Source organism: Burkholderia latens, assembly GCF_902499045.1.
Lineage (GTDB): Bacteria > Pseudomonadota > Gammaproteobacteria > Burkholderiales > Burkholderiaceae > Burkholderia > Burkholderia latens.
The window spans coordinates 25,808-52,631 of record NZ_CABVPL010000012.1; the positions used below are offsets into that span (position 1 = coordinate 25,808).

Annotated in this window: 24 protein-coding genes; 11 read left to right on the plus strand and 13 right to left on the minus strand. The window is 67.0% G+C overall.

The window, feature by feature from the left end:
* Positions 1-74: 74 nt before the first annotated feature.
* From BSE24067_RS11270 to BSE24067_RS11290, 5 genes are read right to left on the minus strand one after another with little or no spacing between them, the layout of a single operon-like run.
* On the minus strand, positions 75-563 hold the full coding sequence (locus tag BSE24067_RS11270; RefSeq protein WP_151065776.1) for a phage protein NinX family protein: 489 nt from the start codon (positions 561-563) through the stop codon (positions 75-77).
* Between the two features lie 14 nt (positions 564-577).
* The gene (locus BSE24067_RS11275) at positions 578-1,393 is read right to left on the minus strand and encodes an endonuclease/exonuclease/phosphatase family protein (protein WP_151065777.1); all 816 of its coding nucleotides are present in this window, start codon (positions 1,391-1,393) and stop codon (positions 578-580) included.
* Positions 1,384-3,588, minus strand: a complete 2,205-nt coding sequence (locus tag BSE24067_RS11280) for a VTT domain-containing protein (RefSeq protein WP_151065778.1) — start codon at positions 3,586-3,588, stop codon at positions 1,384-1,386. Before BSE24067_RS11280 ends, BSE24067_RS11275 begins: the two co-directional genes overlap by 10 nt.
* Positions 3,585-3,923: a hypothetical protein gene (locus BSE24067_RS11285; protein ID WP_151065779.1), complete on the minus strand. Its 339-nt coding sequence runs from the start codon at positions 3,921-3,923 to the stop codon at positions 3,585-3,587. The genes BSE24067_RS11280 and BSE24067_RS11285 overlap by 4 nt, the downstream gene beginning before the upstream one ends.
* Positions 3,920-4,615: an MgtC/SapB family protein gene (locus BSE24067_RS11290; protein WP_151065780.1), complete on the minus strand. Its 696-nt coding sequence runs from the start codon at positions 4,613-4,615 to the stop codon at positions 3,920-3,922. Before BSE24067_RS11290 ends, BSE24067_RS11285 begins: the two co-directional genes overlap by 4 nt.
* A 177-nt stretch (positions 4,616-4,792) precedes the next feature.
* Between BSE24067_RS11290 and BSE24067_RS11295 the strand changes: the two genes are divergently transcribed.
* On the plus strand, positions 4,793-5,035 hold the full coding sequence (locus BSE24067_RS11295; protein ID WP_151065781.1) for a DUF6566 family protein: 243 nt from the start codon (positions 4,793-4,795) through the stop codon (positions 5,033-5,035).
* An 80-nt stretch (positions 5,036-5,115) separates the two neighbouring features.
* Positions 5,116-5,823, plus strand: a complete 708-nt coding sequence (locus BSE24067_RS11300) for a succinate dehydrogenase/fumarate reductase iron-sulfur subunit (protein ID WP_151065782.1) — start codon at positions 5,116-5,118, stop codon at positions 5,821-5,823.
* A 3-nt stretch (positions 5,824-5,826) separates the two neighbouring features.
* Here BSE24067_RS11300 and BSE24067_RS11305 read toward each other — a convergent pair whose 3' ends face one another.
* Positions 5,827-6,501, minus strand: a complete 675-nt coding sequence (locus BSE24067_RS11305) for an HAD family hydrolase (RefSeq protein ID WP_151065783.1) — start codon at positions 6,499-6,501, stop codon at positions 5,827-5,829.
* 211 nt (positions 6,502-6,712) lie between these two features.
* On the opposite strand from BSE24067_RS11305, the gene BSE24067_RS11310 reads away from it, so the two are divergent.
* Positions 6,713-7,897: a sugar transporter gene (locus BSE24067_RS11310; protein ID WP_151065784.1), complete on the plus strand. Its 1,185-nt coding sequence runs from the start codon at positions 6,713-6,715 to the stop codon at positions 7,895-7,897.
* A gap of 18 nt (positions 7,898-7,915) precedes the next feature.
* On the opposite strand, the gene BSE24067_RS11315 is transcribed toward BSE24067_RS11310, so the two are convergent.
* The 5 genes from BSE24067_RS11315 to BSE24067_RS11335 form a co-directional block, all read right to left on the minus strand.
* A complete protein-coding gene (locus tag BSE24067_RS11315) occupies positions 7,916-9,106 on the minus strand; it encodes a helix-turn-helix domain-containing protein (protein WP_244130565.1) in 1,191 nt (396 codons plus the stop codon).
* A 174-nt stretch (positions 9,107-9,280) separates the two neighbouring features.
* On the minus strand, positions 9,281-10,408 hold the full coding sequence (locus tag BSE24067_RS11320; RefSeq protein ID WP_151065786.1) for an NAD(P)-dependent alcohol dehydrogenase: 1,128 nt from the start codon (positions 10,406-10,408) through the stop codon (positions 9,281-9,283).
* 19 nt (positions 10,409-10,427) lie between these two features.
* On the minus strand, positions 10,428-11,906 hold the full coding sequence (locus tag BSE24067_RS11325) for a benzaldehyde dehydrogenase (RefSeq protein ID WP_151065787.1): 1,479 nt from the start codon (positions 11,904-11,906) through the stop codon (positions 10,428-10,430).
* A gap of 694 nt (positions 11,907-12,600) precedes the next feature.
* Positions 12,601-13,461 carry a hypothetical protein gene (locus tag BSE24067_RS11330; protein ID WP_151065788.1) on the minus strand — a complete coding sequence of 287 codons (861 nt, stop codon included), beginning with the start codon at positions 13,459-13,461 and terminating at the stop codon, positions 12,601-12,603.
* Between the two features lie 426 nt (positions 13,462-13,887).
* Positions 13,888-14,673 carry a hypothetical protein gene (locus tag BSE24067_RS11335; RefSeq protein ID WP_151065789.1) on the minus strand — a complete coding sequence of 262 codons (786 nt, stop codon included), beginning with the start codon at positions 14,671-14,673 and terminating at the stop codon, positions 13,888-13,890.
* 932 nt (positions 14,674-15,605) lie between these two features.
* Here BSE24067_RS11335 and BSE24067_RS11340 point away from each other — a divergent pair.
* From BSE24067_RS11340 to BSE24067_RS11375, 8 genes are all read left to right on the plus strand, one after another.
* Entirely contained in the window at positions 15,606-16,742 is a 1,137-nt protein-coding gene (locus BSE24067_RS11340) for a muconate/chloromuconate family cycloisomerase (protein ID WP_151065790.1), read from the plus strand.
* A 41-nt stretch (positions 16,743-16,783) separates the two neighbouring features.
* Complete coding sequence (catC, locus tag BSE24067_RS11345; RefSeq protein ID WP_151065791.1) at positions 16,784-17,074, plus strand: muconolactone Delta-isomerase; 291 nt, start codon at positions 16,784-16,786, stop codon at positions 17,072-17,074.
* A 75-nt stretch (positions 17,075-17,149) separates the two neighbouring features.
* A complete protein-coding gene (gene catA, locus BSE24067_RS11350; protein WP_151065792.1) occupies positions 17,150-18,109 on the plus strand; it encodes a catechol 1,2-dioxygenase in 960 nt (319 codons plus the stop codon).
* A 116-nt stretch (positions 18,110-18,225) separates the two neighbouring features.
* Positions 18,226-19,584: a Rieske 2Fe-2S domain-containing protein gene (locus BSE24067_RS11355; protein WP_151065793.1), complete on the plus strand. Its 1,359-nt coding sequence runs from the start codon at positions 18,226-18,228 to the stop codon at positions 19,582-19,584.
* Positions 19,581-20,069 carry a benzoate 1,2-dioxygenase small subunit gene (gene benB, locus BSE24067_RS11360; RefSeq protein WP_151065794.1) on the plus strand — a complete coding sequence of 163 codons (489 nt, stop codon included), beginning with the start codon at positions 19,581-19,583 and terminating at the stop codon, positions 20,067-20,069. Before BSE24067_RS11355 ends, benB begins: the two co-directional genes overlap by 4 nt.
* A gap of 39 nt (positions 20,070-20,108) precedes the next feature.
* Complete coding sequence (gene benC, locus BSE24067_RS11365) at positions 20,109-21,131, plus strand: benzoate 1,2-dioxygenase electron transfer component BenC (RefSeq protein WP_151065795.1); 1,023 nt, start codon at positions 20,109-20,111, stop codon at positions 21,129-21,131.
* Positions 21,128-21,904 (plus strand): benzoate diol dehydrogenase BenD, encoded by a 777-nt coding sequence (gene benD, locus BSE24067_RS11370; protein WP_151065796.1) that lies wholly within the window; start codon positions 21,128-21,130, stop codon positions 21,902-21,904. The genes benC and benD overlap by 4 nt, the downstream gene beginning before the upstream one ends.
* A 108-nt stretch (positions 21,905-22,012) precedes the next feature.
* The gene (locus BSE24067_RS11375) at positions 22,013-22,405 is read left to right on the plus strand and encodes a RidA family protein (protein WP_151065797.1); all 393 of its coding nucleotides are present in this window, start codon (positions 22,013-22,015) and stop codon (positions 22,403-22,405) included.
* An 82-nt stretch (positions 22,406-22,487) separates the two neighbouring features.
* Here the strand turns inward: BSE24067_RS11375 and BSE24067_RS11380 are convergent, their stop codons facing one another.
* Together BSE24067_RS11380 and BSE24067_RS11385 are read right to left on the minus strand one after the other, a co-directional pair.
* The gene (locus tag BSE24067_RS11380; RefSeq protein WP_151065798.1) at positions 22,488-25,628 is read right to left on the minus strand and encodes an efflux RND transporter permease subunit; all 3,141 of its coding nucleotides are present in this window, start codon (positions 25,626-25,628) and stop codon (positions 22,488-22,490) included.
* Positions 25,625-26,755: an efflux RND transporter periplasmic adaptor subunit gene (locus BSE24067_RS11385; RefSeq protein WP_151065799.1), complete on the minus strand. Its 1,131-nt coding sequence runs from the start codon at positions 26,753-26,755 to the stop codon at positions 25,625-25,627. The genes BSE24067_RS11380 and BSE24067_RS11385 overlap by 4 nt, the downstream gene beginning before the upstream one ends.
* Between the last annotated feature and the right edge of the window lie 69 nt (positions 26,756-26,824).

The window sequence follows — 26,824 nt, forward strand, 5'->3', positions numbered from 1 at the left end:
GGGCGATGCAGGTGATGCAGCCGATACAGCCGATACAGCCGATACACCCCGCTGCGACCGAAGCGTGGCCCGCATCACATCCGCGGGATCGACCGTATGTCGGCGCTGTCGCCGACGGCCGAGTCGCCGTCCGCTTCCGGAAGCGGCACACCGGGGTCGTACCGCACCGGCACACCGCGTTCGATCCGGTGCGCGAACGAAGGCGGCGTATCCACTTCGTCGCCGAAACGCGCACGCACGAACGCGCGCAGCAGCGCGGTGCGCACGTGGGGCGCGCGCGCCGCACAGGCCGACGGGCCATCGACGAAGCACGCGTCGCATTCGACGCCGTCGCCGTGGCGCGCGATCCGCAGGTCGACGACGCGGTCCAGCACAGCACCCGCGTCGGCCCATGACGCCGACGGCGCGAAATGCGCGTCGAGCCGCCGCAGCGCGTCGCACGCGGCGGTCACGATCACGTTCGGCTCGACGGCCGTGAAGCTCAGCGTGTCGTCTTCGTCCGCGCACAACGCGCGTGCGCACCAGTAATCGAGGGCAGTTCCGGCGAGTTCGTCGGTTCGCATGGGCAAAGACTCCGTCAGGTTCCGTCAACGCGAAGCACTTCAGATGCAATCGACGTGCCCGACGCGGGAAGCGCACGCATGCGCGCGACCAGCGGATAGTGATCGGACGCGTGCCGGGCCAGCATGCTGCGGTGCACTTTCACGTCCACCAACAGTTCGCCCGGATGGATCCAGATCCGGTCGAGCGAGAACACCGGGCATACCGTCGGGAACGTGCGCGGCGCCGGCGCGCGGCGGAACCGCGTGACGAGCGCCTGCAGCGCGCGGCCGCGCACGAACCATTCGTTGATGTCGCCCATCAGGATCACCGGCATCGCGCCGGTGTCGAACGCCGCGAGCAGCCGCTGCACCTGCGCGCTGCGCTCGTTCGCGGACAGCCCGAGATGGGTCGCGACCACGCGCAGCATCCCGATGCTGCAGTCGATGTCCGCGTCGAGCGCGCCGCGCGGCTCGCGCTGATGGAACGACAGGTCGAGCGTGCGTGCCGCGCGGATCGGGCAGCGCGACAGCACCGCGTTGCCGTAGCGGCGCTCCGGCGTGTCGATCGTCGGGCCGGCCGCCGCGTGCATCCCGGTCGCGTCGCGCAGGTGCGCGAGCACGTCCGGCGCGCGCGTGCCGCCGAGCGGCACCTCCTGCAGCGCGATCACGTCCGCGTCGAGTTCGTCGATCACCGCGACGATCCGGTCGACCGCGCGAGCCGGCCACGCGCCGTAGCCGCCGTGGATGTTGTACGTCGCGATCCGCAGGTCGCGGCCGCCCGGCGCGGCGGCGGGCGGGCCGTCCGACGTCACGATGGCCGGCGGCGGGGCCGGCTGCCGGCTCAGCGCCATCGTCGCAGCACCCGTACGAGCAGCACCGACACGCCGACCAGCACGACGCCGATCGCCGCCAGCCACGCGAACGCGCCGGGGCCCGGATGGCTGAACGCGGCGGTCAGCTGGTGCGCGAACGTGACCGTCAGCACGATGCCGGGCAGCATTCCGAGCGCGGTGCCGATCAGGTAGTCGCGCAGCCCGATGTGCGACGCGCCGGCGACCAGGTTCACGATCGTGAACGGCGCGATCGGCAGCAGCCGCAGCACGGCCATCGCGACCACGCCGCGCCGGCCGATGTGTTCGCTGAGCCGGTTCGCGCGCGCGCCGGCGAGCCGGCGCACCGCGTCGCGGCCGAGCCAGCGGCCGATCCAGTAGGTGGCGGCGGCCGCCACCATCGTGCCGACGGCCGCGTACGCGAGGCCCGGCCACGCGCCGAACACGAGCCCCGTCACGGTGATCAGCAGCGTGATCGGCACCGACAGCGTCGCCGCGACCACGTAGCCGGCGAGCAGCAGCGCGGGCGCGCCCGGCAGTTGCGCGGCGTGCGCGGCCGCGCGCGCGAGCGACGCGACGTTCAGCTCCTTGCCGAGCGGCGAGAAGCGCCACGCGAGCGCGAGCGCGGCCACGAGCAGCACGGCCGTGCCGAGCACGAAGAAGCGCGCGGTCAGCGAGCGATGCTGCTCCTGCGGCACGAATTCGCGCACGAAACGGTCGGGCTCGATCGGCTGCTCCGGGTCGAGCCGTGCGCTGACCGGCACCAGCGCGTCCATCTGCGGCGTCACCACCGGGTCGAGCGTGCGCAACGTGCGGCCCGGCTTCGCGCGCAGCCGGTCGAGCGCGGCGTTCGCCCGGTCCGCGTGCTCGAATGCTGCGGCCACGATGTCCGGCGTCGTATCGAGATGCTCGGCCAGCAAGCGGTCGCGCATCCCGGCGATCGCCGCGCGGATGCGCGCGTCGCCGGCCGCGACGAGCGCGATGCAGCATTCGGTGTCGAGCACCATCGACCGGTTGTTGAGGTTCGCGCTGCCGATCACGATGCATTCGTCGTCGACGATCGCGATCTTGCTGTGCACGTTCACGCACGCGTCGCCGAGGCCGTCGACGTGCGGATACAGCAGCCGGTAACGATCGAAGCCGTCCGCGGACTTCAACGTGTCGTGCAGTCGCGCGCGCAGCACGCCCATCGTCGCTTCCTGTAGCCAGCCGCTCTGCACGCGCGGTGCGACGACCGTCACGTCGGGCCCCCGCGTATCGGCGAGCCGCGCGGACAGCGCGTCGCGCACCACCGCCGCGGTGAAGTACTGGTTCTCGATGTAAAGATGACGCCGCGCGGCGCGGATCGTGTCCTCGACCAGCGCGCGCACCTGCCGCACCGGCTCGCGGCCGCGGTGGTGCGGCGCGGTGTATGCGATGCCGAGCCGCACGTCGCGCACGTCGACGGGCGTGCCGGGCGGCCACGGGTCGACGTCTTCCTCGCGATCGAGATGCCGCTGCGCGCGGATCGCGATCCGGCGGCCGCATGCGTTGAACCAGCGCACGCGCGCCTGCTCGCCGATCGCGGCGGCCGCGTCGCCGTCGAACATCGCCTGCACGTCGTGAAACGGCCCGTACGGCATTCCATTGCCGTCGCGGCGGCGCGGATCGTCGGCCGCGTGCGCGGGCGTGTCCCAACGTGCACGCGTCAGGTCGAGCCCGCCGACGAACGCGAGGCGGTCGTCGATCACGACGAGCTTCTGATGATGCGATGCGCCGCGCGGATGCGTGTCGTCGAGCCGGAAGCGGATGCCGCGATGTGCACGCCACGCGGCGCGATAGACCGGCGGCCAGTCGCGCTCGAGCGCGTAGATCATCGCGAAGTCCCACGCGAGCACGTAGATGCGCAGGTTGTGCCGTGCGGCCGCGAGCGCGTGCAGGAACGCGGCGAGCGTGTCGGGGAGGCCGTCGTCTGACCCGCCGGGCGACAGCCGCATCCGGCTGTCGACGTCCCAGCCGACGATGAACACCGTATGGCGCGCGCGCAGCAGCGCCGCGCGCAGCGTCGAGAAATACGCGTCGCCGTCGACCAGCATCGTGAAGCGTTCCGCGTGGCGGATCGTGTCGCAATTGCGGCCGCGTTCCAGCAGCCCGTGGCGCAGCGGCGCGTCCGCCGCGGCGTCGGCGGGGCCCGCCGCCGCGAACGCGGCGGATGTCGTGCGGTCCGGCACGCTCATCGCGCGTCGACGTCCCGGTCGCCGTCGATGCGTTGCAGCAGCACGTCGCAGCGTGCGCGCAGTGCCTGCAGTTCCGGCGCATCCAGATCGATCCGGATGCGCTCGCCGCTGTGCGGATCGCCGTATGCGGACGCGATCTCGTAGATGCCTTCCGCGATCAGCGCCGACGCGTGCGCGATCCTGATCCGGTCGAGCCAGTCGCATTCGGCGTGATGGCACGCGAGCCACGCGCGCAGCGCGCCGACAAGCTGGCTGGTGGTGAGCCATGCGCCGCCGCGCATGCGCGCGGCGAGCTGGCTCGTCACGAGATACGAGAGCAGGTCCGTCTGGGTCACGCGAAACTCCTTGACGAGGTGTCGGGGGAACAGGTGCGCACGCCGGCCATGCCTTGCAGCGTCCGGCAAATCGCCGCAAATTCCGCTCCACTCGTGCGCGAGAACGAAACCGAAATGTCGTCGGTGTCCGGATCGTCGTCCGACTGCTGGACGATGAAGCGCTTCACGCGCACGCGGCCGGTGCCGAGCGCGTCGTGCAGCGTGCCGAGCGTGAGGCCGCCGCGCTCGACGACGAGCCGCAACGTGCGCTGCTGCCGTTGCGCGATGAAGCGTCGTTCGAGCGGCTTCACGCCAGCGAGGATCGCGAGCACGATCACCGTCGCGCCGATCGACGCGACGTACATGCCGCCGCCCGCCGCAAGGCCGATGCCGGCCACCGCCCACAGGCTCGCGGCCGTCGTCAGCCCGCGCACGACTTCGCCGCGCAGCAGGATCGAGCCCGCGCCGAGAAAGCCGATGCCCGACACGACCTGCGCGGCCACCCGCGACGGGTCCAGCATCACGCCGCTCTGGCCGTGCACGTCCTCGAAACCGAAGATCGACACGAGCATCACGAGTGCCGAGCCGACGCACACGAGCATGTGCGTGCGCAGTCCGGCGGCCCAGTTGAGCCGTTCGCGTTCGAGCCCGACCACGCTGCCTAGCAGCGCGGCGAGCAGCAGGCGTCCGAGTAGTTCGATATGGGCGATCATCGTGCCCTCCCTTTTATTTGGCGGACCGGAGCGGTTCGATGCGCAATGGGGACGCAAGGGGCGTGCCGGGGCGGGCTCCAGCGGGCACGGGTCGTGCGCGCGGGGCGGGCGGCGTGCGCGCCGATCATGCGGCGCGCATTTTTTTCATGTCATCGCAGATAAGCACAGGGGGCCAGCATGCAGCATCAACCGGACGCACAGGTCCGCGACCCGTATCGCGGCCACGAGATTCGCGTATGGGCGCGGCGTAACGAACGCGGCGCATGGGCCGATGAGGTGCAGGTGTACGTCGATGGCGCGCGCATCGAGTTGTTCGTGCCGGAATCGACGAATCCCGAATGGCTGACCGAGGACGAGGCGCTGCGCGCGGGCGTCGAGCGCGGCCGGTATCTCGTGGACAAGCGCGTCGACGACGACTGACGCAGCGCGGACCGGCACGGCGCTTGCGCGCGGGTCGCCATTTTCGCGACCCCATGCCGGCGCCGCGCCGGGAGGACAAGATGAACGATCCCCGCACGATCCAGATCTACCGCTACGACCCCGATCGCGACGCCGAACCGCACATGCAGCGCTACGACGTCGACGTCGGTCCCGACGACCGGATGCTGCTCGACGTGCTCGGCCGCCTGAAGCGCGAGGACGAGACGCTGTCGTACCGGCGCTCGTGCCGCGAGGGGATCTGCGGCTCGGACGCGATGAACATCAACGGCAAGAACGGGCTCGCGTGTCTCACCAACATGAAGACGCTGCCGCGCGAGATCGTGCTGCGGCCGTTGCCGGGGTTGCCGGTCGTGCGCGACCTGATCGTCGACATGACCGATTTCTTCAACCAGTACCATTCGATCCGTCCGTACCTGATCAACGACTCGACACCGCCCGAGCGTGAACGGCTGCAGTCGCCGGAAGAGCGCGACCAGCTCGACGGGCTGTACGAATGCATCCTGTGCGCGTGCTGCTCGACGCAGTGCCCGAGCTACTGGTGGAACCCGGACAAGTTCGTCGGGCCGGCCGGGTTGTTGCAGGCGTACCGGTTCATCGCGGATTCGCGCGATCAGGCGACGGCCGAGCGGCTCGATAACCTCGAGGATCCGTATCGGCTGTTCCGCTGCCGGACGATCATGAACTGCGTCGACGTGTGCCCGAAAGGGCTGAATCCAGCGAAGGCGATTTCGGAGATCCGGGCGATGCTGGTCAGGCGGACGGTTTAGGCGCTACGGCCGCGCCGCAACCTCGTCCAGATGCCACAGCAGATCCGCCGGATCGTCATACACGCGCAGCGCGCCCGCGCGTTCGAGCTCGTCGCTGCCGTAACCGCCCGACAGCAAGCCGACGCCGAGCGCACGGCACCGGCTCGCGGCGAGCATGTCCCAGATGCTGTCGCCGACCACGACCGTATGCTCGATCGGCACGTTCAGCTTCGCGGCGGCGGTCAGGAACAGATCGGGGTCCGGCTTCGCATACTTGACCTGGTCGCGCGTGACGACGACGTTCTTCGCCGGATCGACGCCGAGCGCGTCGAGATTGATCGCCGCCGTTTCCATCCGGCCGCTGGTCGCGATCGCCCAGCGAATACCGGCATTCGACAACGCGGCCAGCAACTCGCGCGCACCGGGCAGCGGCCGGACCTGCGCGCGTAGCCGCTGATATGCGTCCGCATGCAGCCGCGCGAGCCGCTCGACGCGCTCGGCGTCTATGTCGCCGGCCGTCTCGCGCAGCAGCTGGTTCAGGAACAGGCCGCCGCTCATCCCGATCTTGCGGTGGATGCGCCATACGGACAACTCGATGCCTTCCGCATCGAGCGCTTCCTTCCACGCGAGCACGTGCTGATAGACGCTGTCGACGAGCGTGCCGTCGAGATCGAACAGAAATGACGTTTCAATGCGCATGTAAATCTCCCGGCCCGATCACGTTCGGGCAAAATCGTCGGCAAAACCAGGTCGTCACATTATCGGCGCGCGGCCGTGTCACCGCCATGTCCCGCGCCCCACGCGTGGCGCCCCGTCTCCGACGCGGCGGCGTGTCGAACACCGCTGGTACAATCGCGCCGATGCGCCGGGCGGGCCGCCAGCGCGCGCCCAACCTTCGTCGAATCCCCGTATGGCAACCCCCGACGCCGTCAGTTCCGAACAATCGTGGTGGGGCGTTCTGGCCCTGGCACTCACCGCCTTCATCTTCAATACCACCGAATTCGTGCCCGTCGCGCTGCTGAGCGCGATCGGCGGCAGCCTGCAGATGCAGCCGACCGCCGTCGGCCTGATGCTGACGATCTACGCGTGGGCCGTCGCCGTCGTGTCGCTGCCGCTGACGTTCTTCACGCGCCACGTCGAGCGCCGCAAGCTGCTGAGCGTCGCGCTGCTGGTGTTCATCGGCAGCCATGTCGTGACCGGCGTCGCATGGAATTTCACGGTGCTGATGATCGGCCGGCTCGGCATCGCATGCGCGCATGCGGTGTTCTGGTCGATCTCCGTGCCGCTGGCCGTGCGGCTCGCGCCGAGCGACCGCAAGAGCCGCGCGCTCAGCCTGCTCGCGATGGGCACGGCGATCGCGATGGTCGCCGGCATTCCGCTCGGCCGCGTGATCGGCGAGGCGCTCGGCTGGCGCACCACGTTCCTCGTGATCGGCGCCGCGGCAGCCGTCGCACTGCTGATGCTGCGCGCGACGTTGCCGCAGCTGCCGAGCCAGGGCGCCGGATCGCTCGCCAGTATCGGCTCGTTCCTGCGCAAGCCGGCTTTGGTCGCGCTGTACGCGATCACGGTGTTGGTGGTATCCGCGCACTTCACGTCGTACACGTACATCGAACCGTTCGTGCAGAGCGTCAATCATGCGAGCAACAGCCGGATCACCTATGTGCTGATCCTGTTCGGCGTTGCCGGCATGCCGGCCGCGATGTGCTTCAACCGCATGTTTCCGCAGCGGCCGGCCGATTTCCTGCTCGCGTCGATCGTCGCGTTGTCGGCGTGCCTGCTGATCCTGTTTCCGTGCGCGCTGAACATCGTCACGCTGTCGGTGCATACGCTCGTGTGGGGCGGCGCGATCGTCTGTTTCGGCCTCGCGATGCAGGCGTGGGTGCTGAAGCTCGCGCCGGACGCGACCGATCTCGCGGTGTCGATCTTCTCCGGGCTGTACAACGTCGGGATCGGCGCGGGTGCGCTGCTCGGCAACCATATCGCCAGCGACTTCGGTCTGTCGTGGATCGGCACGTTCGGCGGCGTGGTCGGCATCCTGTCGGCGGCAATCGCGTGGGCCGCGCTGCGGCTGCACGAGCGAAGGGCGGTCGCGTAAACGCGCTCGGCGTATGCGTTACACCGCTTTAACGCGGCTCGCCGCGCCTGCTTCGCGCCCGATTCCCGCCGCGTCGAGCTGCCTGAGCTTCGCATACAGCGTCGTGCGCGAAATGCCGAGCTGCCGTGCGGCCGCGGACACGTTGCCGTCATGTTCCGCGAGCGCGCGGCGGATCGCGTCCAGCGACTGTTCGTGCAGGCTGGCTTGCTGACTGGCGGCCGGTGTCGCGTGGCATACGTCGGCCGCGTCTTCGAGCACGTCGGCGTCGCGCGCCATCGTCGTCCGGTCCAGCGGCGCACGCACGGTGCGCACCCATACATGGCTACCATCGTCGCGCGCGATCCGCTGCGGCGTGCGCGCCGGTGTCAGCAGGCGGCGTTGCTGCGCGGGCGTCGCGCCGGGAAACAGTTGACGCACATCGTACGGCGCGACCGGCCCGTCGGGCGCGAGATCGAGCATCTGCCGCGCGAGCCGGCTCACCGCGCGCACGCGGCCCGCTTCGTCGAGCGCCACGACACCGGCGAGCGGCGTGCCGAGCCAGCGCGGATCGTGCTGGATATGCAGCAGATGGCAATCGCGCAGCATCGCGTACAGCCGCTGCTCGGCGGCCAGCGTCGCGTACCGGAACTGCTCGCGCAACTGCACGACGTTGCGCCGGCCGATGCCGGTGATGTCCAGTGCGCCGATCACTTCACCGTCGAAGCCGACGAGCGGCACCGCGAGACAGAATACCCGTGCGAATTCGTCCAGATAGTGCTGCGCGCCCGCGACGACCGCTTCCGTGCCGTCGTGAATCACGCAACTCGGCGCGGTCGTGCCGATGTTCGGTTCGACGATGCGGCGGCCTGCGACGATCGGCGTCAGCAGCGCGTCGTCGCATTGCGGGCTGCGTCGCGCGTGGATGATCGTGCCATGCGGGTTGACGCACATGATCGTCCATTCGCGGCCGCCGAACGCGGCCCACAGCTGCTCGATTTCCTGAGCGACGCAGCGGCGGAGCCGCCGGTCCGCGCGTGACTCGGCGAGATCGCGCTGCATTTCGTAGCGGGCGGTTTCCCACGGCCGCAGGCCCGCATCGCGCGAGCGCAGCCACGAGCGCGCGACGCTGGCCGGTAACGCCGCGTCGGGCAGCGGCTCGCCCGCCGCGAAGCGGGCGCGGAGCCGGTCGAGGTCGATCGGCCGAGCAGGGAAATCGGGAATCGTATTCACGCTGCGTTCCATTTGGGGCAATGTCCGGGGCCGGGCGTGGCGGCCCGGCATGTCGCGCGAATGCGTAATATAGCCCGGCGCCCGAAGCGCGGTATTTTCATTCCCGACCGCGCTGCCGCGGTGCGCAGCCGAGCGGCATCGCGCTCGGCGGCCGGCTGGCGGCGCCCGCAACGTTCAATGCGGCAATCGCAGGATCGGCTTGAGCGTGATTCCGTTGCTGCTGTCTTCCGCCGCCTGATTGATCTGGTCGAGCGGATAGAACTTCACCAGCCGGTCGAACGGAAACCGCCCTTGCAGGTACAGCTGCACGAGCTGCGGAATGAACGTCTGCGGCACGCTGTCGCCTTCGACGATTCCGCGAATCGTGTGACCGCCGAGCAGCAGGCTGTTCACGTCGAATTCCGCTTTGGTGCCGAGCTTCGGCGCGCCGACCACGCCCATCGTGCCGCGCGACCCCAGCGCGTCGATCCCTTGCGACAGCACGGCCGGCAGCCCGGTCGATTCGAGCGCGTAGTCGACGCCGCCGCCGGTGATGTCGCGGATCGCGGCGGTCACGTCGACTTCGTTGCTGTTGACCGCGTGCGTCGCGCCGAGTTCGAGCGCCAGCGCGAGCCGCGACGGCACGATGTCGACCGCGATGATCGTCGTCGCGCCGGCGACGCGCGCGGCCATCACGGCGCTCATCCCGACCGCGCCCGCGCCGAAGCTCGCGAAGCTGCTGCCCGTGCGTACCGCGAGCGAATGGATCACCGCGCCCGCGCCGGTCTGGATCCCGCAGCCGAGCGGGCCGAGCAGTTCGAGCGGCGCTTCGGCCGGCACCTTGATCGCGTTGTTCTCGCGAGCGAGCGCGTAGCTCGCGAACGACGACTGCGCGAAGAAATGATCGTGCAGCGGTTGCCCGGCGGTATCGCGGAGCGCGGTTTGCCCGTCTTCATCGGCGCCGCCGAAGTTCAGCGAGAAGAACTGCCGGCAATACGCGCCGTGGCCGCCGACACACGACGCGCAGTGGCCGCACGCGCCGTAGGTCAGCACGACGTGATCGCCGGCGGCGAGCGTCTTCACGTTCGGGCCGACGGCCTCTACCACGCCGGCGCCTTCGTGGCCGAGCACGGCCGGCAGCGGCACCGGGTAGTACTGGTCGCGCACGATCAGGTCGGTGTGACAGAGGCCTGTCGCGACGACGCGCACCAGCACCTCGTCGCCGCGCGGCGCGCGGATTCGCGCCGGTTCGATCGAGAAGGGCGCGCCGGCGGCGCGGGCGACCGCCGCGGTGACGGCGCGCGTATCGTTTTCGGTGTACATGGTTGGTCTCGCCTCCTCGTCAAAGCCGGTACAGCGGCGCGTCGCCCTTGATCGTCAGCCATTGCCACTGCGTGAATTCTTCCCAGTTTGCCGCACCGCCGATGCTCGCGCCATTGCCCGACGCGCCGACGCCGCCGAACGGGTTGATCACTTCGTCGTTGACCGTCTGGTCGTTGATGTGCAGCAGCCCCGTGTTCAGCCGCTCGCCGATCCGGAGCGCGCGGCCGACGTCGGCGGACAGGATCGCCATCGACAACCCGTATTCGGTGCGGTTCGCGAGCGCGATCGCGTCTTCGTCGGTATCGAACGGCACGACGATCGCGACCGGCCCGAAGATCTCCTCGTCGAATGCGGGATTGCCGGGCGCGACGCCGCTCAACACGGTGGGTTCGAAGAACAGGCCGCGATGATGGCCGCCCGTCTCGACACGTGCGCCCGCGCGGCGGGCTGCGTCGACCACGCTGGCCGCATGATCGCGTTGCGCGGCGTTGATCAGCGGGCCGAGGCCGACGTCGGCGGTCGCGGGATCGCCGACGCGCAGGCTTTGCGCCTTCTCGACCAGCTTCGCGACGAAGCGGTCGTGAATCGCGCGCTGCACGAGCACGCGGCCGGTCGCCATGCAGATCTGGCCTTGATGCAGATACGCGCCCCACGCGGTGTTCGCGACGGCGCGGTCGAGATCGGCGTCGTCGAGCACGATCAGCGCGTTCTTGCCGCCGAGTTCGAGCGATACCTTCTTCAGGTGACGGCCCGCGGCTTCGCCAACCTTGCGCCCGGCCGCGGTCGAGCCGGTGAATTGGATCATCGCGACGTGCGGATCGGCGACGAGCGCCGCGCCCGCAGCACCGTCGCCGGGCAGCATGTGCAGCACGCCGTCGGGCAAGCCGGCGAGTTCGAATATGCGGGCGATCGCGACGCCGCCGCACACGGCGGTGCGCGGATCGGGTTTCAGCACGACCGCGTTGCCGAGCGCGAGCGCCGGCGCGACCGCGCGCATCGCGAGGTACAGCGGGAAATTGAACGGCGAGATCACGCCGACGACGCCGCGCGGACGGCGGCGCGCGAGCGACAGACGGCCGGCTGGCGACGGTAGTACTTCGCCGGCCGCGCGCGACGGCAGCCCGGCTGCTTCGTGCAACGCCTTGATGGTGACGGAGGTTTCGAACGATGCCTTTGCTCGGGTTGAGCCGCTTTCGCGTACGAGCCAGTCGATGATTAATGCGGAATGCGCTTCGGCGATGGCCGCCGCACGGCGTAGTACTGCTGCGCGCTCGTCGTACGGCAGGGCGAACCATGCGGGCTGCGCGCGGTGTGCGGCGGTCGACGCTTCGGCGATGGTGGCGCTGTCGGCGAGGCCGACGCGGCCGAGTGTGTTCCCGGTGGCTGGCTCGATTACGTCGGCCGCGTGCGGGCTTGCGTGCCAGCGGCCGGTGAAGATCTTGCCGCGCCAGATGTCGGCGTCGAGCAGGGTCGGCGTGCCGCTATTGCTGCTGTTCATGTGCGCTCCTGGGAAATTCGGATCGACCGGGAGGGCGGCGCGCCGCCCGACCGGCATGCGCGCGAGGGTAGGTGCGGGCGGGGCAGCGGGGGTATCCGGGTTTTTTCCCACCCTTGGAAGGTGCATGGAGGCAGGGGCCTTCGCGGTTCAGTGTGCGGAAACTGAACAGTTGTTGCGCGGATCTTGGTGCACGGCGCTGGTGACGCTCGACGCGTTATTGATTCCGTGGCGTCTGCGACTTATCTGACGCGGCGACGTACGCAAGGCTGCGCCGAGATATGCGTCGGCTTACCGGGGCATTTTCCCCAGCATGGATGACTGAGCTTGATGCAGAGAGCGTCCCCTTTTGAACTCAGCGCTTCGACCGGCCTGGCGGTACGTCGGAAATCGGTCTAGAAATCAGGACGTTACCGCTGGAACGCTTGGTCCACTACGCGAGTTGACAAATTGAGTGCGGACGCAGGCCAATTGACGACGTTGTTTTGATGGAACCGTCAATAAAGTCGTCGATTCGTGGGCCGGAGGCCTGGATCCAAGAGGATTCTGGCGTGACGGAATTATTTTGCTCTACGCGCTGCGAGCAGTCGACACGCCAGGGCTCAGGCACGGCTCGACCCGTTCTCGCCGTGCCGCTTCGTCAAAGTCGCGTCGGCCCTGTTGGTTCCGGCCAGCTACCAGTCTGGCCGCATACGTTTCAGCAAGGCACCCGGCCACCGCCCATCATGCACCATCGCTGCGTCTCCTGTTGCGGAGGCGCATACGGTAGTCCGGTCCTCGGATCGATGTGGTCATACTGCCCTGTGGGGTGCCGAGCCCTCCACGCGGCTTGGTCGGCATATTGTTGCTCGATCGCGGCTTGCTCTCGTGCCAGATCGGCCTTCTGCGCATCGTCTAGTTTCTTTGCCATGGTCACGAGCCGCGCGAACTTTGGATCGCGAACATCCTGCAGAGGCGGTAACGGTGGCGCAGGCGGCATGATGAGCACAGGGCCGGTGTATTTCGGTATCGGCAACTTGGATGGCCGGCCAAACTTTGCCGCCATATTCATCTCCCACAAAGCAGCGTCCATTCCGAGCACATGTTCGTAGTCGCGATTGACGACCGCCAGCGTGACCGGCCCCGACGGCGTCGGCAATGGCTGCAGGGAAGGTGGAAGCGTCTGTCGAGCCTCGGGATAAATGGTGCGGGCATAAGCGATTGCCGCGACGGAGTACTGCTGCAGCACTGCCTCGTACGCTTCCAGTATCTGCGCTCGACCATAGCCGCCGGGATTCTCGAACATCGGCTTATATGCCAACACTTTCCGGCTATACAACGCATTCGCATTCTGCAGCTCCGCGGCAAACCGTTGTTGAGGATCCGTCGGCGCAGACGCCGTTAGGGGCGCACACCCTGAAAACACGCTGGCGACAAGCAATATCCCCGCTATCGCGCGCACAAGCGACGGGCGTTGACGCGACATATCCGCGATCAGCTGGTTGCCCAAGGCGGACGAAACAATGGTCTTCTCGATTGCTCTAGCCTGCTTGGCAGGACGTCTGGAAGGCATGATCATTTTTTTAGCCAGGTTCTGATCGCGACAGTGAATGCGATGCGTCGCAGTAGAAAGGAAATCGGCACAAAGCCCTCATGGAGCCTGAACGTCAATCCCGCGTATGTCGCACGGAGGATGCCACGACCGGCGAACGACGTCAGCAAACCCCGCATATGTCGCACATGCCGCGAACCGCATCGGCGATTTCGGCCCGTTCTTTTTCGCGCACGCACTCATACTGCCGCATCCTGGATGGAATCGGCAATGCGAACGTCCGAACAATGCACGAACGCAACGACTTCCTCAACCATTGCCGATGGCTGCTTTCCGCCGCATCGGCATCGGTCACTCGGCATCTGCAGGGGCGATCGGAAATCTGCAAATACCGCCCCGCTGATGCAAACCTCCGGCCTGCGGAGCCGACACAGTACGATCATGCGTTTACGTTCAGCAGGGCACGCGGGCGTTCACTCCTGGGGTGGACCACGTGCACCAGCGCTGAACCTCTTGTGGCTGTGGCTGCTGCTGCGTCGCATACGGCCGGCCAGTCATCGGGTTAAAAGCGTCACCCTCTGAGGGGCGTGCGGCTCCCATTGCTCGAGACGCACTCAGTGCTTGGCCGACCTCGATTTTCTGCGTGATGAGATCCTTTTTCTGGGCATCCTCAACCTTTTTGGTCATGGCAACCAGCCGCGCAAACTTCGGATCGCTCGCTTCCTGGAGGGGCGGCAGCGGCGGCGCAACGGGCATGAACACCAGCGGGCCGGTGTATTTCGGTATGCCTTCTTTCGATGGTTTGCCCCAATTTGCCGCCTTACCGATTTCCCACACGGCGACGTTGATTTCGAGCGCGTGCTCATAGTTCCGATTCACATCCGCCAGCGTGGGAGTCCCTGTACGTGCAGGAAATGGCCGTAACGCTGGCGGCAAGGTCTGCGGCCCTGTCGGATAGACGACCCGAACCCAGCTTGTCGTAGCGACGGAGTATTGAAACAGCAGGTCTTGATAGGCTTCCAGTATCTGGGCACGGCTGTGGGCCCTGGATTCGCGAACCATGGCTTGATATGCATTTAACGCCTTGGTGTAGCGCACGTTGTCGTCCCGCGTGGTGGTGACGAGCTGCAGCTGCGGATCAGTTGGGGCTGGCGGTGTGGCAGCGCAGCCCGACAGCGCAATGACAGCAACCGTGAAAATGGCAGCTGCGCGAAACTTCACCTGCGCATGATGCGACATATGATGCTCCGACTGGAGGGTATGAGATTAGGCCAATATATATCGACCTATCCCATTCCAACTGCGGGTAGGCGATTTTTATACAGAAGTTTCGCTAAAAATTGTTAGGAAATCAACGATCTATAAAATTCTCGATTTTGTGGGTCGAGGCAAACGCTTGAGATAACCGACGAGTATCCGTCACTTCAATGATGCAGCAGTGCCTGTGCGTTATTTGTTAAGGCCTTGCGCACAGACCTACGCTGGCTCTTTTGTTGAATCCTTTGCACGACGATTTTGCTGCGAGCGTGAAGGTGACCGGCAAGGAGCCGTTCACCCTTGATCCGCGACTTTTTGGATAATCGCGCGGCGTACCGGTCGCCGATCAAACGCGGTGCGCAGACACGCTCGAAATTCGGCCTGGCCGCGACGTGGTTATGGTCAGCACGTATATGTCGACACAACCCGAACTGCCGCGTATCGGCCGCGATTCGCGACGCACTTTCGCAAGCGGATGCAGTGCGGTTGGGGCGAACCGCTCTTGGCAGATGCCGCTAACGGACCTCAAACGTTCATACCCGCGTCCCGGCGGCGTCGCGATCATTCACAGGGACTGGAACAGAAAGCCGAGCCAGCGCCCACCATCGTTTTCCCGTCAGGAAAACCCTGATTCCTGCCGCTAGACCAGCGGTTCCGAGCCGATTTCCCGTCGCCACGGAGCGGGGGTATCGCGCTTGCATCCAGCCGCACCCCGAACCCCCACGACCTCGCTCCATCAAGCTCCCCAGTCCGCATGCCTGCCAAAAAAGGTATGGCGCACCGCAATATTTCGCCCGTCGGCCCGTATCTCAATACCCTCAAGGTATCAAAAAGCGAGACCGAAAGTATTGGACGCCCCATTTCCCCGCCGCGTATAAATCCGTTCCATGAACTCCCGACCCGCAGCGTGCCCCATGTCCCCGATCACCATCGAACGCATTGAAACCCGCCTCGTCGACCTGCCGACGATCCGTCCGCACAAGCTGTCGGTCGCCACGATGCACGGCCAGACGCTGATGCTGGTGAAGGTGACGTGCAGCGACGGCGTGACGGGTATCGGCGAAGGCACGACGATCGCGGGGATGGCCTACGGCCCGGAAAGCCCCGAAGCGATGAAGCTCGCGATCGACGCATACCTCGCACCGGCGATCATCGGCCACGACGCAACGCGCATCCAGGCGCTGATGGCATTCCTCGGCAAGCTCGCGAAGGTCAATCACTTCGCGAAGAGCGCGCTCGAAACCGCGCTCCTCGATGCGCACGGCAAGCGTCTCGGCGTGCCGGTCAGCGAACTGCTCGGCGGGCGCCGTCGCGATCGTCTGCCGGTCGCATGGACGCTCGCATCGGGCGACACGGCAACCGATATCGCCGAAGCCGAACGGATGCTCGACCTGCGCCGCCACAACGTGTTCAAGCTGAAGATCGGCGCGCAGGCGCTCGACGCGGATATCCGGCACGTGGCCGAGATCAAGCGGGCAGTGGGCGAGCGTGCGTCGGTGCGCGTCGACGTGAACATGGCATGGAGCGAAACGCAGGCCGCGCGCGCGATTCCGGCGCTCGCCGATGCCGGTTGCGAACTGGTCGAGCAACCGGTGGCTTCCGCGGCCGCGCTCGCGCGGCTGATGCGCCGCTTCCCGGTCGCATTGATGGCCGATGAAATCCTGCAGGGCCCCGACAGCGCGTTCGAGATCGCGAAGCACCATGGCGCCGACGTGTTCGCGATCAAGATCGAGCAGAGCGGCGGCCTGTTCGCCGCGCAGCGCGTCGCGGCGGTTGCGGATGCGGCCGGCATCGAGCTGTACGGCGGCACAATGCTCGAAGGCGCATTCAGCACGGTCGCCTCCGCGCACCTGTTCGCGAGCTTCGCGAACCTGCAGTGGGGCACCGAACTGTTCGGACCGCTACTGATCACCGAAGAGATTCTCACGACGCCGCTCGACTACAGCGATTTCGAACTGACCGTGCCGAGCGGCCCGGGCCTCGGCATCGAACTCGACGAAGCGAAGGTCGCGCGCTTCACCCGAGACGGGCTGGCGAAGGTGTCCCGCTGACGCCACACCACCTTGACCGAATCACGTATCAGGACTTCACGATGCTTTTCCACGTACGCATGGACGTCAACATCCCGGCCGACCTGCCGGCCACGGTCGCCGACGAGATCAAGGCCCGCGAGAAGGCGTATTCGCAGGACCTGCAGCGCAGCGGCAAGTGGCGCCACCTCTGGCGGATCGCCGGCGAATACGCGAACTACAGCGTGTTCGACGTGTCGGGCAACGCCGAGCTGCACGAAATCCTGACCGGCCTGCCGCTGTTCCCGTACATGAAGATTTCGGTGACGCCGTTGTGTCGCCACCCGTCGTCGATACACGACGGCGACGTTTGAGCCACGGCGGCGCCGCTGCGCCGGCAGCGGGCACGTCGGGTCGCCATTCCCCCAAATACACATGGAGACACCATCATGAGCGTCAAAGTTTTCGAAACGAAAGAAGTGCAGGATCTGCTGAAGGCAGCGTCGAACGCGGATGCCGACGGCGCGAAAGGCGCGAACGGCACGCGCGGCGATGCACGTACGCAGCAGATCGTGCTGCGGCTGCTCGGCGACCTGTTCAAAGCGATCGACGATCTCGACATCACGCCCGACGAAGTGTGGGCCGGCGTGAACTATCTGAACAAGCTTGGTCAGGATGGCGAAGCAGCGCTGCTCGCGGCCGGCCTCGGTCTCGAGAAGTATCTCGACATCCGGATGGACGCGGAGGACGAGGCGCTCGGCCTCGACGGCGGCACGCCGCGCACGATCGAAGGCCCGCTGTATGTCGCGGGTGCGCCGGTGCGCGACGGCGTCGCGAAGATCGACGTCGACGCGGACGAAGGTGCGGGCCCGCTGGTGATCCACGGCACGGTGAAGGATCTCGACGGCAAGCCGGTGGCCGGCGCGCTGGTCGAATGCTGGCATGCGAATTCGCACGGCTTCTATTCGCACTTCGATCCGACCGGCAAGCAGAGCGAGTTCAACCTGCGTGGCGCGGTGCGGACGGGCGCGGACGGCAAATACGAATTTCGCACGCTGATGCCGGTCGGCTACGGTTGCCCGCCGCAGGGCGCGACGCAGCAACTGCTCGATCGCCTCGGCCGCCACGGCAACCGCCCGGCGCACGTGCACTTCTTCGTGACGAGCGACGACCACCGCAAGCTGACGACGCAGTTCAACATCGACGGCGACCCGCTGATCTGGGATGACTTCGCGTATGCGACGCGCGAGGAGCTGATTCCGCCCGTGACCGAAAAGGCCGGCGGCATCGCGCTCGGGATGAAGGCCGACTCGTATCAGGACATCGAGTTCGACTTCGTGCTGACGCCGCGCGTCGGCGGCAAGGACAACCAGATCGTCGAACGCCTGCGCGCTTCCGCCGCGGCATAACCCGCCCGGCGACACGGCGGCGCGCGTGCGCCGCCGCTGCCGGCCGGTCCCCGAGATTCATCGATACCGATGCGAGCGTGCTTGCAGGACCCGTCACGCGCGCACGAGGAACCATCATGTCCACCACGATCGACCCCATCACCGAACTGGATCAGCTGCTCGCGACCGCCGTGCAGGACGACAAGGAGGCCGGCATCTTCCGCTGCCGCCGCGACATCTTCACGAACGACGCGCTTTACGAACTGGAGATGAAACACATCTTCGAGCGCAACTGGGTGTACCTCGCGCACGAAAGCCAGATCCCGAACAACAACGATTACTACACGACGTGGATCGGCCGCCAGCCGATCGTCATCACGCGCGACAAGGCCGGCGAGCTGCACGCGGTGATCAATGCGTGCGCGCACAAGGGCGCGATGCTGTGCCGCCGCAAGCATGGCAACAAGGGGAGCTTCACGTGCCCGTTCCACGGCTGGACCTTCTCGAACACCGGCAAGCTGCTGAAGGTGAAGGACGAGAAGACGACCGAGTATCCGATTCAGTTCAACACGCACGGCTCGCACGACCTGAAGAAGGTCGCGCGCTTTCAGAGCTATCGCGGCTTCCTGTTCGGCAGCCTCCACGACGACGTGTTGCCGCTCGAGGACTATCTCGGCGAGGCGCGCGTGATCATCGACCAGATCGTCGACCAGGCGCCGAACGGCCTCGAAGTGCTGCGCGGCAACTCGTCCTACATCTACGAAGGCAACTGGAAGATGCAGATGGAGAACGGCTGCGACGGCTATCACGTGAGCACCGTGCACTGGAACTACGCGGCGACGATGGGCCGCCGCAAGGAAGACGGCACGAAGGCCGTCGACGCGAACAGCTGGAGCAAGTCGGTCGCGGGCGTGTACGGCTTCGACAACGGGCACATCCTGCTGTGGACGAAGACGATGAACCCGGAAGTGCGGCCCGTGTACCGGCATCGCGACGAGATCAAGGCGCGCGTGGGCGAAGTGCAGGCCGACTTCATCGTGAACCAGACCCGCAACCTGTGCGTGTACCCGAACGTGTTCCTGATGGACCAGTTCAGCACGCAGATTCGCGTGGTGCGTCCGCTCGCAGTCGACAAGACCGAAGTCAGCATCTTCTGCTTCGCGCCGAAGGGCGAGAGCGAAGCCGATCGCACGACGCGCATTCGCCAGTACGAGGATTTCTTCAACGTGACGGGGATGGGCACGGCCGACGACCTCGAGGAATTCCGCGCGTGCCAGGCCGGCTACGCGGGCATCACGGCGATGTGGAACGACCTGTCGCGCGGCGCGCCGCTGTGGATTCACGGGCCGGACGAGAACGCGAAGAAGATGGGGCTGAACCCGCGGATATCGGGCGAGCGCAGCGAGGACGAAGGGCTGTTCGTGTGTCAGCACGAACACTGGGTGCACGTGATGCGCGATGCACTGAAGAAGGAACGCGGGGAGGTGGCGGCATGAACATCGATTACCGGACGATTTGCGCGACGCTGTATCGCGAAGCGCGCCTGCTCGACGATCGCGAGTGGGACGAATGGCTGACCTGCTACACGGAGGACGTCACGTACTGGATGCCCGCGTGGGACGACGACGACCGGCCGACCGACGATCCGCGCAGCCAGATCTCGCTGATGTATTACGCGGATCGCGGCGGGCTCGAGGATCGCGTGTTCCGGATCAAGACGGAGCGCAGCGGCGCGTCGACGCCCGAGCCGCGCACGAGCCACAACGTGACGAACGTCGAGGTGCTGGCGGAGCGCGACGGCGAGGTGGACGTGCGCTACAACTTCCACACGCTGAACCACCGCTATCGCGTGACCGACCACTTCTTCGGCACGATGTTCGTCACGCTGCGCCAGGTGGGCGGCGCGCTGCTGATCTCCAACAAGAAGATCGTGCTGAAGAACGACTACATCCGGCAGGTGCTCGACGTGTACCACGTCTGACGCCGATCGTTTCGACACGTAATACAGGGAGACGAGGTCATGTCCACCTACAAGATTGCACTGAACTTCGAGGACGGGGTCACCCGTTTCATCGATTGCAACGCCGGCGAGAAAGTGCTGGATGCCGCGTTCCGCGCGAAGATCAACCTGCCGATGGACTGCTCCGACGGCGTGTGCGGCACCTGCAAGTGCCGCGCGGAAAGCGGCAGCTACGATCTCGGCGACGACTACATCGACGATGCGCTCACCGAGGACGAGAAGGACGGCGGCCTCGTGCTGACGTGCCAGATGGTGCCGCAAAGCGACTGCGTGATCGCGGTGCCGACGACGTCGATCGCATGCAAGACCGGACACAGCGGATTCGTCGCGACGGTGACGAAGGTCGAGCCGCACAACGATGCGGCGATCGTGCTCGAGCTCGACGCCGACGAGCACGCACCGGCGTTCCTGCCCGGCCAGTACGTGAACATCGGCGTGCCGGGCAGCGGCCAGCACCGGTCGTATTCGTTTTCGTCCGCGCCGGGCGACGCGAAGATCGGATTCCTGATCAAGAAGATTCCCGGCGGCGTGATGAGCACCTGGCTCGAATCCGCGAAGCCCGGCGACACGCTCGAACTGAACGGGCCGCTCGGCAGCTTCTACCTGCGCGACGTCGAGCGGCCGCTGCTGTTCCTCGCGGGCGGCACCGGGCTCGCGCCGTTCCTGTCGATGCTCGAAGTGCTCGCGCGCAGCGGTTCGCGGCAGAAGGTCCACCTGATCTACGGCGTGACGCGCGATCTCGATCTCGTGCTGGTCGACGCGATCGAAGCGTATGCGGCGAAGCTGCCGAACTTCAGTTTTGCGACGGTCGTCGCCGATCCGGCGTCGCGCCACGCACGCAAGGGCTGGGTCACGCAGCACATTCCGGCCGATGCGCTGAACGACGGCGACGTGGACGTCTATCTGTGCGGGCCGCCGCCGATGGTCGATGCGGTGCGCCAGTATTTTGACGACCAGGGCGTGAAGCCGCACAGCTTCCACTACGAGAAATTCACGCCGAACGTGACGGCAAAGGCGGCATGACCATGCAACGATTCTCAGGAAAGGTCGTCGTCGTCACCGGCGCGGCGCAGGGCATCGGCCGCGGCGTCGCGCTGCGCGCGGCGGCCGAGGGCGGCAACGTGCTGTTCGTCGATCGCGCGGATTTCGTCGCCGACGTAGCTGCGGAAGCGCCGGGCGGCAACACGGCCGCCTTCGTCGCCGATCTCGAGACCTACGACGGCGCGCATGCGGCGATGGCGTGCGCGGTCGCGACGTTCGGCCGGATCGACGTGCTGATCAACGGCGTCGGCGGCGCGATCCGGATGCGGCCGTTCGCCGAGTTCGAGCCCGCGCAGATCGACGCGGAAATTCGCCGTTCGCTGATGCCGACGCTCTACGGCTGTCACGCGGTGCTGCCGCACCTGCTCGCCGCAGGCGGCGGCACGATCGTCAACGTGTCGTCGAACGCGACGCGCGGGATTCGCCGCGTGCCGTACTCGGCGGCGAAAGGCGGCGTCAATGCGCTGACGGCCGCGCTCGCGATGGAATACGCGGCGCACAACATCCGCGTGGTCGCGACCGCGCCCGGCGGCACGACGGCGCCGCCGCGCCGCGTGCCGCGCAATGCGGCCGGCGACACCGCGCAGGAACAGGCGTGGATGGCCGAAGCGGTGCGGCAAGTCACCGATTCGACGTTCTTCAAGCGCTACGGCACGCTCGACGAACAGATCGCGCCGATCCTGTTTCTTGCATCGGATGAAGCGAGCTACATCACCGGCACGGTGCTGCCGGTCGCGGGCGGCGATACGGGTTGAGCGGCACGCGTGCTTCTTCAGACATACGCACGCCGCGAGTGGGCGGCGCGCATAGCGATCATCGAACGACAACCGGCTGGTGCGACGAGCCCGGCCACGGAGACACTCATGCGCAAACGCGAAGCGATCATTCCGCCTGGAATGGAAGCCGTGTACGAAAAAATCGGCTACGCGCCGGCGATCAAGGTCGGCGATACCGTGTACGTGTCCGGCCAGATCGGCCGCGACGCCGCGATGAAACTGGTCGAGGACCGGGAAGCGCAGATCGTGCAGGCATTCGAAAACCTGAAGCGCGTGCTCGAAGCGGGCGGCGCGTCGCTCGACGACGTCGTCGACCTGACGACGTTCCATACCGACATGCGCGACCTGCCGCTGTTCATGCAGGTGCGCGATCGCTATTTCCGTGCGCATCCGCGGCCGGCATGGACCGCCGTCGGCGCGCACATGCTCGGCGGCTCGCCGGGTTACATCGTCGAGATCAAGGCGGTGGCGGTGCTGTAACGGCGAACCGTTTCGAGGCGGTTGCGCCGCATCATGCGAGCCGGAATTTCTTGCGCAGGCTTCGACACGGTGAACGGGGATATCAATCGCGCGCATCCAGCGCGGGCTGCAGTGCCGGCTCGGCCGGCGATGCCGGTTCATGCCGGCCGTGGCGTGCAGCGGCGGAATGGCCGGGCCGGATCCTGTACCAGATCGCGTACATCGCCGGCAGGAACACGAGCGTGAGGATCGTTCCCGCGAACGTGCCGCCGATCAGCGTGTACGCGAGCGTGCCCCAGAACACCGAATGCGTGAGCGGAATGAACGCGAGTACGGCCGCCATCGCGGTCAGGATCACCGGGCGCGCCCGCTGAACGGTCGCTTCGACCACTGCATGGAACGGATCGAGTCCCGCCTGTTCGTTCTGGTGAATCTGCCCGATCAGGATCAGCGTGTTGCGCATCAGGATCCCCGATAGCGCAATGAGGCCGACCAGCGCATTGATGCCGAACGGCTGCCCGAACAGGATCAGCGTCGGCACCACGCCGATCAGCCCGAGCGGGCTCGTCATGAACACCATCACCATCGCGGAGATCGATCGCACCTGGAAGATGATGATCACGAGCGTGATCGCCAGCATGATCGGGAACAGCGGCAGCATCGCCTTCGTCGCCTTGCCCGATTCCTCGATGGAGCCCGCTTCCTCGATCCGATAGCCGCTCGGCAGCCGCGCGATGATCGGTTGCAGCTGCTTCGTGATCGCGGTCGAGACGTCCGGTGGCTGCAAGCCGTCGGCGATGTCGCCGCGCACGGTGATCGTCGGCACGCGATCGCGCCAGCGCATGATCGGTTCCTCCATCCGAACGTCGGCCTTGCCGACCTGCGACAGCGGAATGCGCTCCCCGTTCGTGCCGGCGAGCGTGAAGTCGTCGAGCCGCGCCGGGTCGAGCCGCGCATCGCCGCCCGAACGGGCGATCACCTGCACGGTCCGGATGTCCTCGCGCACCGCGGTGACGGGCACCCCGGTCAACAGGAACTGCAATTGCCGAGAAACCGCGCTGGAGGTCAGCCCGACGGCCTGCAGGCGATCCTGCTGCAGCGTGAAATGCAGCGTCGGCGCGCGCGTGCCCCAATCGGCATTGACGGTGCGCATCATCGGGCTGCCGTTCATCACGTGCTGCACGTCGGCCGCAATGGCGCGCAACGTGTCGGGATCGGGGCCGGTGACGCGATACGCGACCGGGAACGGCGAATACGGGCCGAACACGAGTTGCGTCACGCGTACGCGCGCTTCGGGCGCGAGCCCGTCGGCGATGGCGCGCCGCAGCCGCGCCTTCAGCGCTTCACGCTCCTCCTGACTGTCCGTGCGGATCACGATCTTCGCGAACGACGGATCGGGCAGCTCCGGCCCCATCGCCAGATAGAAGCGCGGCGCGCCCTGGCCGACGTACGCGGTGACGATGCGCGCTTCCTTCTGCTTCGCGAGCCACGCCTCGACCTTCGACGTCGCGGCGCTCGTTTGAGAAATCGACGTGCCGTACGGCATCTGCACCTCGATCAGCACCTCGGGGCGATCGGAGACCGGAAAGAACTGCTTCTTGACGATCGCCATCCCGAGTATCGCGAGCACGAACAGGCCGACGACCGAGCCGGCGACGAGCCATTTGCGTGCGATGACACGCGCGAGTACCTGACGGAAGCGGTTGTAGCGCGGCGTATCGTAGATCGCATCGTGGCCGCCTTCGATCTTCCTGAACTCGGGCAGCATCTTCACGCCGAGGTAGGGCGTGAACACCACCGCGACGACCCACGATGCGATCAGCGCGATCCCGACGATCCAGAACATGTTGCTGGTGTATTCACCGGCGGTCGAGCGCGCGAAGCCGTTCGGCATGAAACCGACCGCGGTGACGAGCGTGCCGGCCAGCATCGGCGCGGCCGTATGGCTCCACGCGTACGCGGACGCGGCCACGCGACCGTAGCCTTCCTCCATCTTCACGACCATCATTTCGATCGCGATGATCGCGTCGTCGACGAGCAGCCCGAGCGCGAGAATCAGCGAGCCGAGCGTGATGCGGTCGAAGTTCTTGCCGGTGGCGGCCATCACGACGAACACCACGGCGAGCGTCAACGGCACGGCCGCGGCGACGACGAGGCCCACGCGCCAGCCCATGCTGACGAAGCTCACCAGCATGACGACGAGCAGCGCGGCGAAGAACTTGACCATGAACTCGTCGACGGCCGAGCTGATGTTCACCGACTGGTCGGTGACCTTGGTCAGGCTCATGCCGAGCGGCAGCCCCGCATTGATCGCGCCGACTTCGCGGTCCAGCGCGCGGCCGAGGTCGAGGCCGTTCCAGCCGTCGCGCATCACGATGCCGAGCAGCAGCGCGGGCTCGCCGTTGTTGCGGATCAGGAACGTCGACGGATCCTCGTAGCCGCGCTCGACGGTGGCGAGGTCGGACAGTTTCAGCGTGCGGCCCTGCGACACGATAGGCGTGTCGCGGATCTTCTGGAGCTTGTCGAATGCGCCGTCCACGCGGATGAAGATCTCGGGCCCGCGCGTCTCCACGGAGCCGGCCGCCGTCAGCAGGTTCTGGCCGTTGAGCGCGGCGAACACGTCCTGCGGGCTGACGCCGAGCGTCGCGAGCCGCTCGTGCGACAACTGCACGTAGATGCGCTCGGCCTGCTCGCCGATGATGTCGACCTTCTTCACGCCGGCCACATGCAGCAGCCGCTGGCGCAACGCCTCGGCGTCGCGCACCAGCAGCCGCTGCGGTTCGCCCTTGGCCTTCAGCGCGAACAGCGCGAACGTGACGTCCGCGTATTCGTCGTTGACGAGCGGCCCGATCACGCCGGCCGGCAGATCGTTCGCCGTATCGCCGATCTTCTTGCGCGCCTGATAGAACTGCTCCTGCACCTCGGACGGCGGTGTGCTGTCGAGCAGCGTCAGCGTCGTGATCGCGAGGCCGGGGCGCGTATACGTTTCGGTGCGGTCGTACCAGCGCAGCTCCTGCATGCGCTTCTCGATCTTCTCCGCGACCTGATCGTGCATTTCCTGCGCGGTCGCGCCCGGCCATGCGCTGACGATCGTCATCACCTTGATCGTGAACGCCGGGTCTTCCGCGCGGCCCAGCTTGAAGAACGACACGAGGCCCGCGAGCGAAATCAGGCAGATCAGGAACAGCGTGATCGCGCGCTCGCGCACGGCGAGTGCCGACAGGTTGAAACGGCGTTCGCTCACGGCCGTGCTCCTTCGTTCGTGGCCGCCGCCACCGCGGCGACCGGCGCGGACACGCGCACCGCTTCGCCGTCGCGCAGCATCTGCGCGCCGAGCGCGACGACCCGTTCGCTCTGCTTCAGTGCGCCCGACACGAGTGCGCTGTCGTCGTCCACACGCTCGACGGTGACGGACCGCCATCCCACCTTCGGAGGCTCTCCGGCGACCACCCACACGCCGGGCCCCTTGCCGGCGTCCAGCAGCGCGCCGATCGGCACCTGCATGCCGCGTTGCGGTGTCGCCCGCGCGTCGTCCGGAATGCGGATCGTGACGGTCGCGCCGAGCGGTGCGTCGGCCAGCGCGCCTTGAAGCACGTAGCGCGCTTCGAACGTGCGCGTTCTGGCATCGGCGGTATCGGAAAGCTGGCGCAGCGTCGCGGGCACGCTGACGTCCGGCTTGCCGAACAGCCCGGCCTGCGCGACCGACCCGAGCGCCGGGCGCAAGGTTTCCGGCAGCTGGATCGTCGCCTCGCGGCTGCCGGCGTGCGCGAGCCGAACCACCGGCTGCCCGGCGCTGACGACCTGGCCGGGTTCCGCGAGCGTTTCCATCACGACGCCGTCGCCGTCCGCGACGAGTTCCGCATAGCCGGTCGCATTGCGCGCGACGTCGGCGTCGGCCTCGGCGGCGCTCAACTGCGCTTTGGCCGCATCGGCCGCGGCCTTGGCCTGGTCATAGGCCGACGCCGATATCGCGCCGGTGCCGCGCAGGTCGCGGTAGCGCGCTTCGTCCTCGGCGGTCTGTCGCGCGCGGGCCCGTGCGGCGGCCACGGCCTCGTCGCGTGCGCGCGCCGCGAGTTTCAGGTCGACGGGATCGATCCGCATCAGCGGCTGGCCGCGCCGGACGGTCTGCCCGGTGTCGACGAGGCGCGCCAGCACCTTGCCGGACACGCGAAACCCGAGGTCGCTCTGCACGCGGGCGGCGACGGTGCCGGTAAAGGCGCGCGACGCGGGTGCCGACACCTGCACGATGGCGGTACGCACGAGCGGCGCTTCCGTGCGCGGATCGGACGGCGCTTTGCCGCTGCACGCGGCTAGCGCGACGGGCAGTGCGGACGCAGCTGCGAGGAGAAGAATGGGGCGACGCCGGACCATGAAAGACCCACTGACGAAGTGATCGGGGCTTTCATTGTGGGTCTAGTGACCAAATTAGTCAATGGTCAC

Excerpts from the sequence above, each read along its gene's own strand:
- BSE24067_RS11275 (WP_151065777.1), bottom strand. The coding sequence starts at position 1,393 with ATGGCGCTGAGCCGGCAGCCGGCCCCGCCGCCGGCCATCGTGACGTCG.
- catC (WP_151065791.1), top strand. The coding sequence starts at position 16,784 with ATGCTTTTCCACGTACGCATGGACGTCAACATCCCGGCCGACCTGCCG.
- BSE24067_RS11320 (WP_151065786.1), bottom strand. The coding sequence starts at position 10,408 with ATGTACACCGAAAACGATACGCGCGCCGTCACCGCGGCGGTCGCCCGC.
- BSE24067_RS11310 (WP_151065784.1), top strand. The coding sequence starts at position 6,713 with ATGGCAACCCCCGACGCCGTCAGTTCCGAACAATCGTGGTGGGGCGTT.
- BSE24067_RS11270 (WP_151065776.1), bottom strand. The coding sequence starts at position 563 with ATGCGAACCGACGAACTCGCCGGAACTGCCCTCGATTACTGGTGCGCA.
- BSE24067_RS11295 (WP_151065781.1), top strand. The coding sequence starts at position 4,793 with ATGCAGCATCAACCGGACGCACAGGTCCGCGACCCGTATCGCGGCCAC.
- BSE24067_RS11385 (WP_151065799.1), bottom strand. The coding sequence starts at position 26,755 with ATGGTCCGGCGTCGCCCCATTCTTCTCCTCGCAGCTGCGTCCGCACTG.
- BSE24067_RS11290 (WP_151065780.1), bottom strand. The coding sequence starts at position 4,615 with ATGATCGCCCATATCGAACTACTCGGACGCCTGCTGCTCGCCGCGCTG.
- BSE24067_RS11335 (WP_151065789.1), bottom strand. The coding sequence starts at position 14,673 with ATGTCGCATCATGCGCAGGTGAAGTTTCGCGCAGCTGCCATTTTCACG.
- BSE24067_RS11280 (WP_151065778.1), bottom strand. The coding sequence starts at position 3,588 with ATGAGCGTGCCGGACCGCACGACATCCGCCGCGTTCGCGGCGGCGGGC.
- benC (WP_151065795.1), top strand. The coding sequence starts at position 20,109 with ATGTCCACCTACAAGATTGCACTGAACTTCGAGGACGGGGTCACCCGT.
- BSE24067_RS11375 (WP_151065797.1), top strand. The coding sequence starts at position 22,013 with ATGCGCAAACGCGAAGCGATCATTCCGCCTGGAATGGAAGCCGTGTAC.
- BSE24067_RS11340 (WP_151065790.1), top strand. The coding sequence starts at position 15,606 with ATGTCCCCGATCACCATCGAACGCATTGAAACCCGCCTCGTCGACCTG.
- BSE24067_RS11355 (WP_151065793.1), top strand. The coding sequence starts at position 18,226 with ATGTCCACCACGATCGACCCCATCACCGAACTGGATCAGCTGCTCGCG.
- benD (WP_151065796.1), top strand. The coding sequence starts at position 21,128 with ATGACCATGCAACGATTCTCAGGAAAGGTCGTCGTCGTCACCGGCGCG.
- benB (WP_151065794.1), top strand. The coding sequence starts at position 19,581 with ATGAACATCGATTACCGGACGATTTGCGCGACGCTGTATCGCGAAGCG.
- BSE24067_RS11305 (WP_151065783.1), bottom strand. The coding sequence starts at position 6,501 with ATGCGCATTGAAACGTCATTTCTGTTCGATCTCGACGGCACGCTCGTC.
- BSE24067_RS11325 (WP_151065787.1), bottom strand. The coding sequence starts at position 11,906 with ATGAACAGCAGCAATAGCGGCACGCCGACCCTGCTCGACGCCGACATC.
- BSE24067_RS11330 (WP_151065788.1), bottom strand. The coding sequence starts at position 13,461 with ATGATCATGCCTTCCAGACGTCCTGCCAAGCAGGCTAGAGCAATCGAG.
- BSE24067_RS11300 (WP_151065782.1), top strand. The coding sequence starts at position 5,116 with ATGAACGATCCCCGCACGATCCAGATCTACCGCTACGACCCCGATCGC.
- catA (WP_151065792.1), top strand. The coding sequence starts at position 17,150 with ATGAGCGTCAAAGTTTTCGAAACGAAAGAAGTGCAGGATCTGCTGAAG.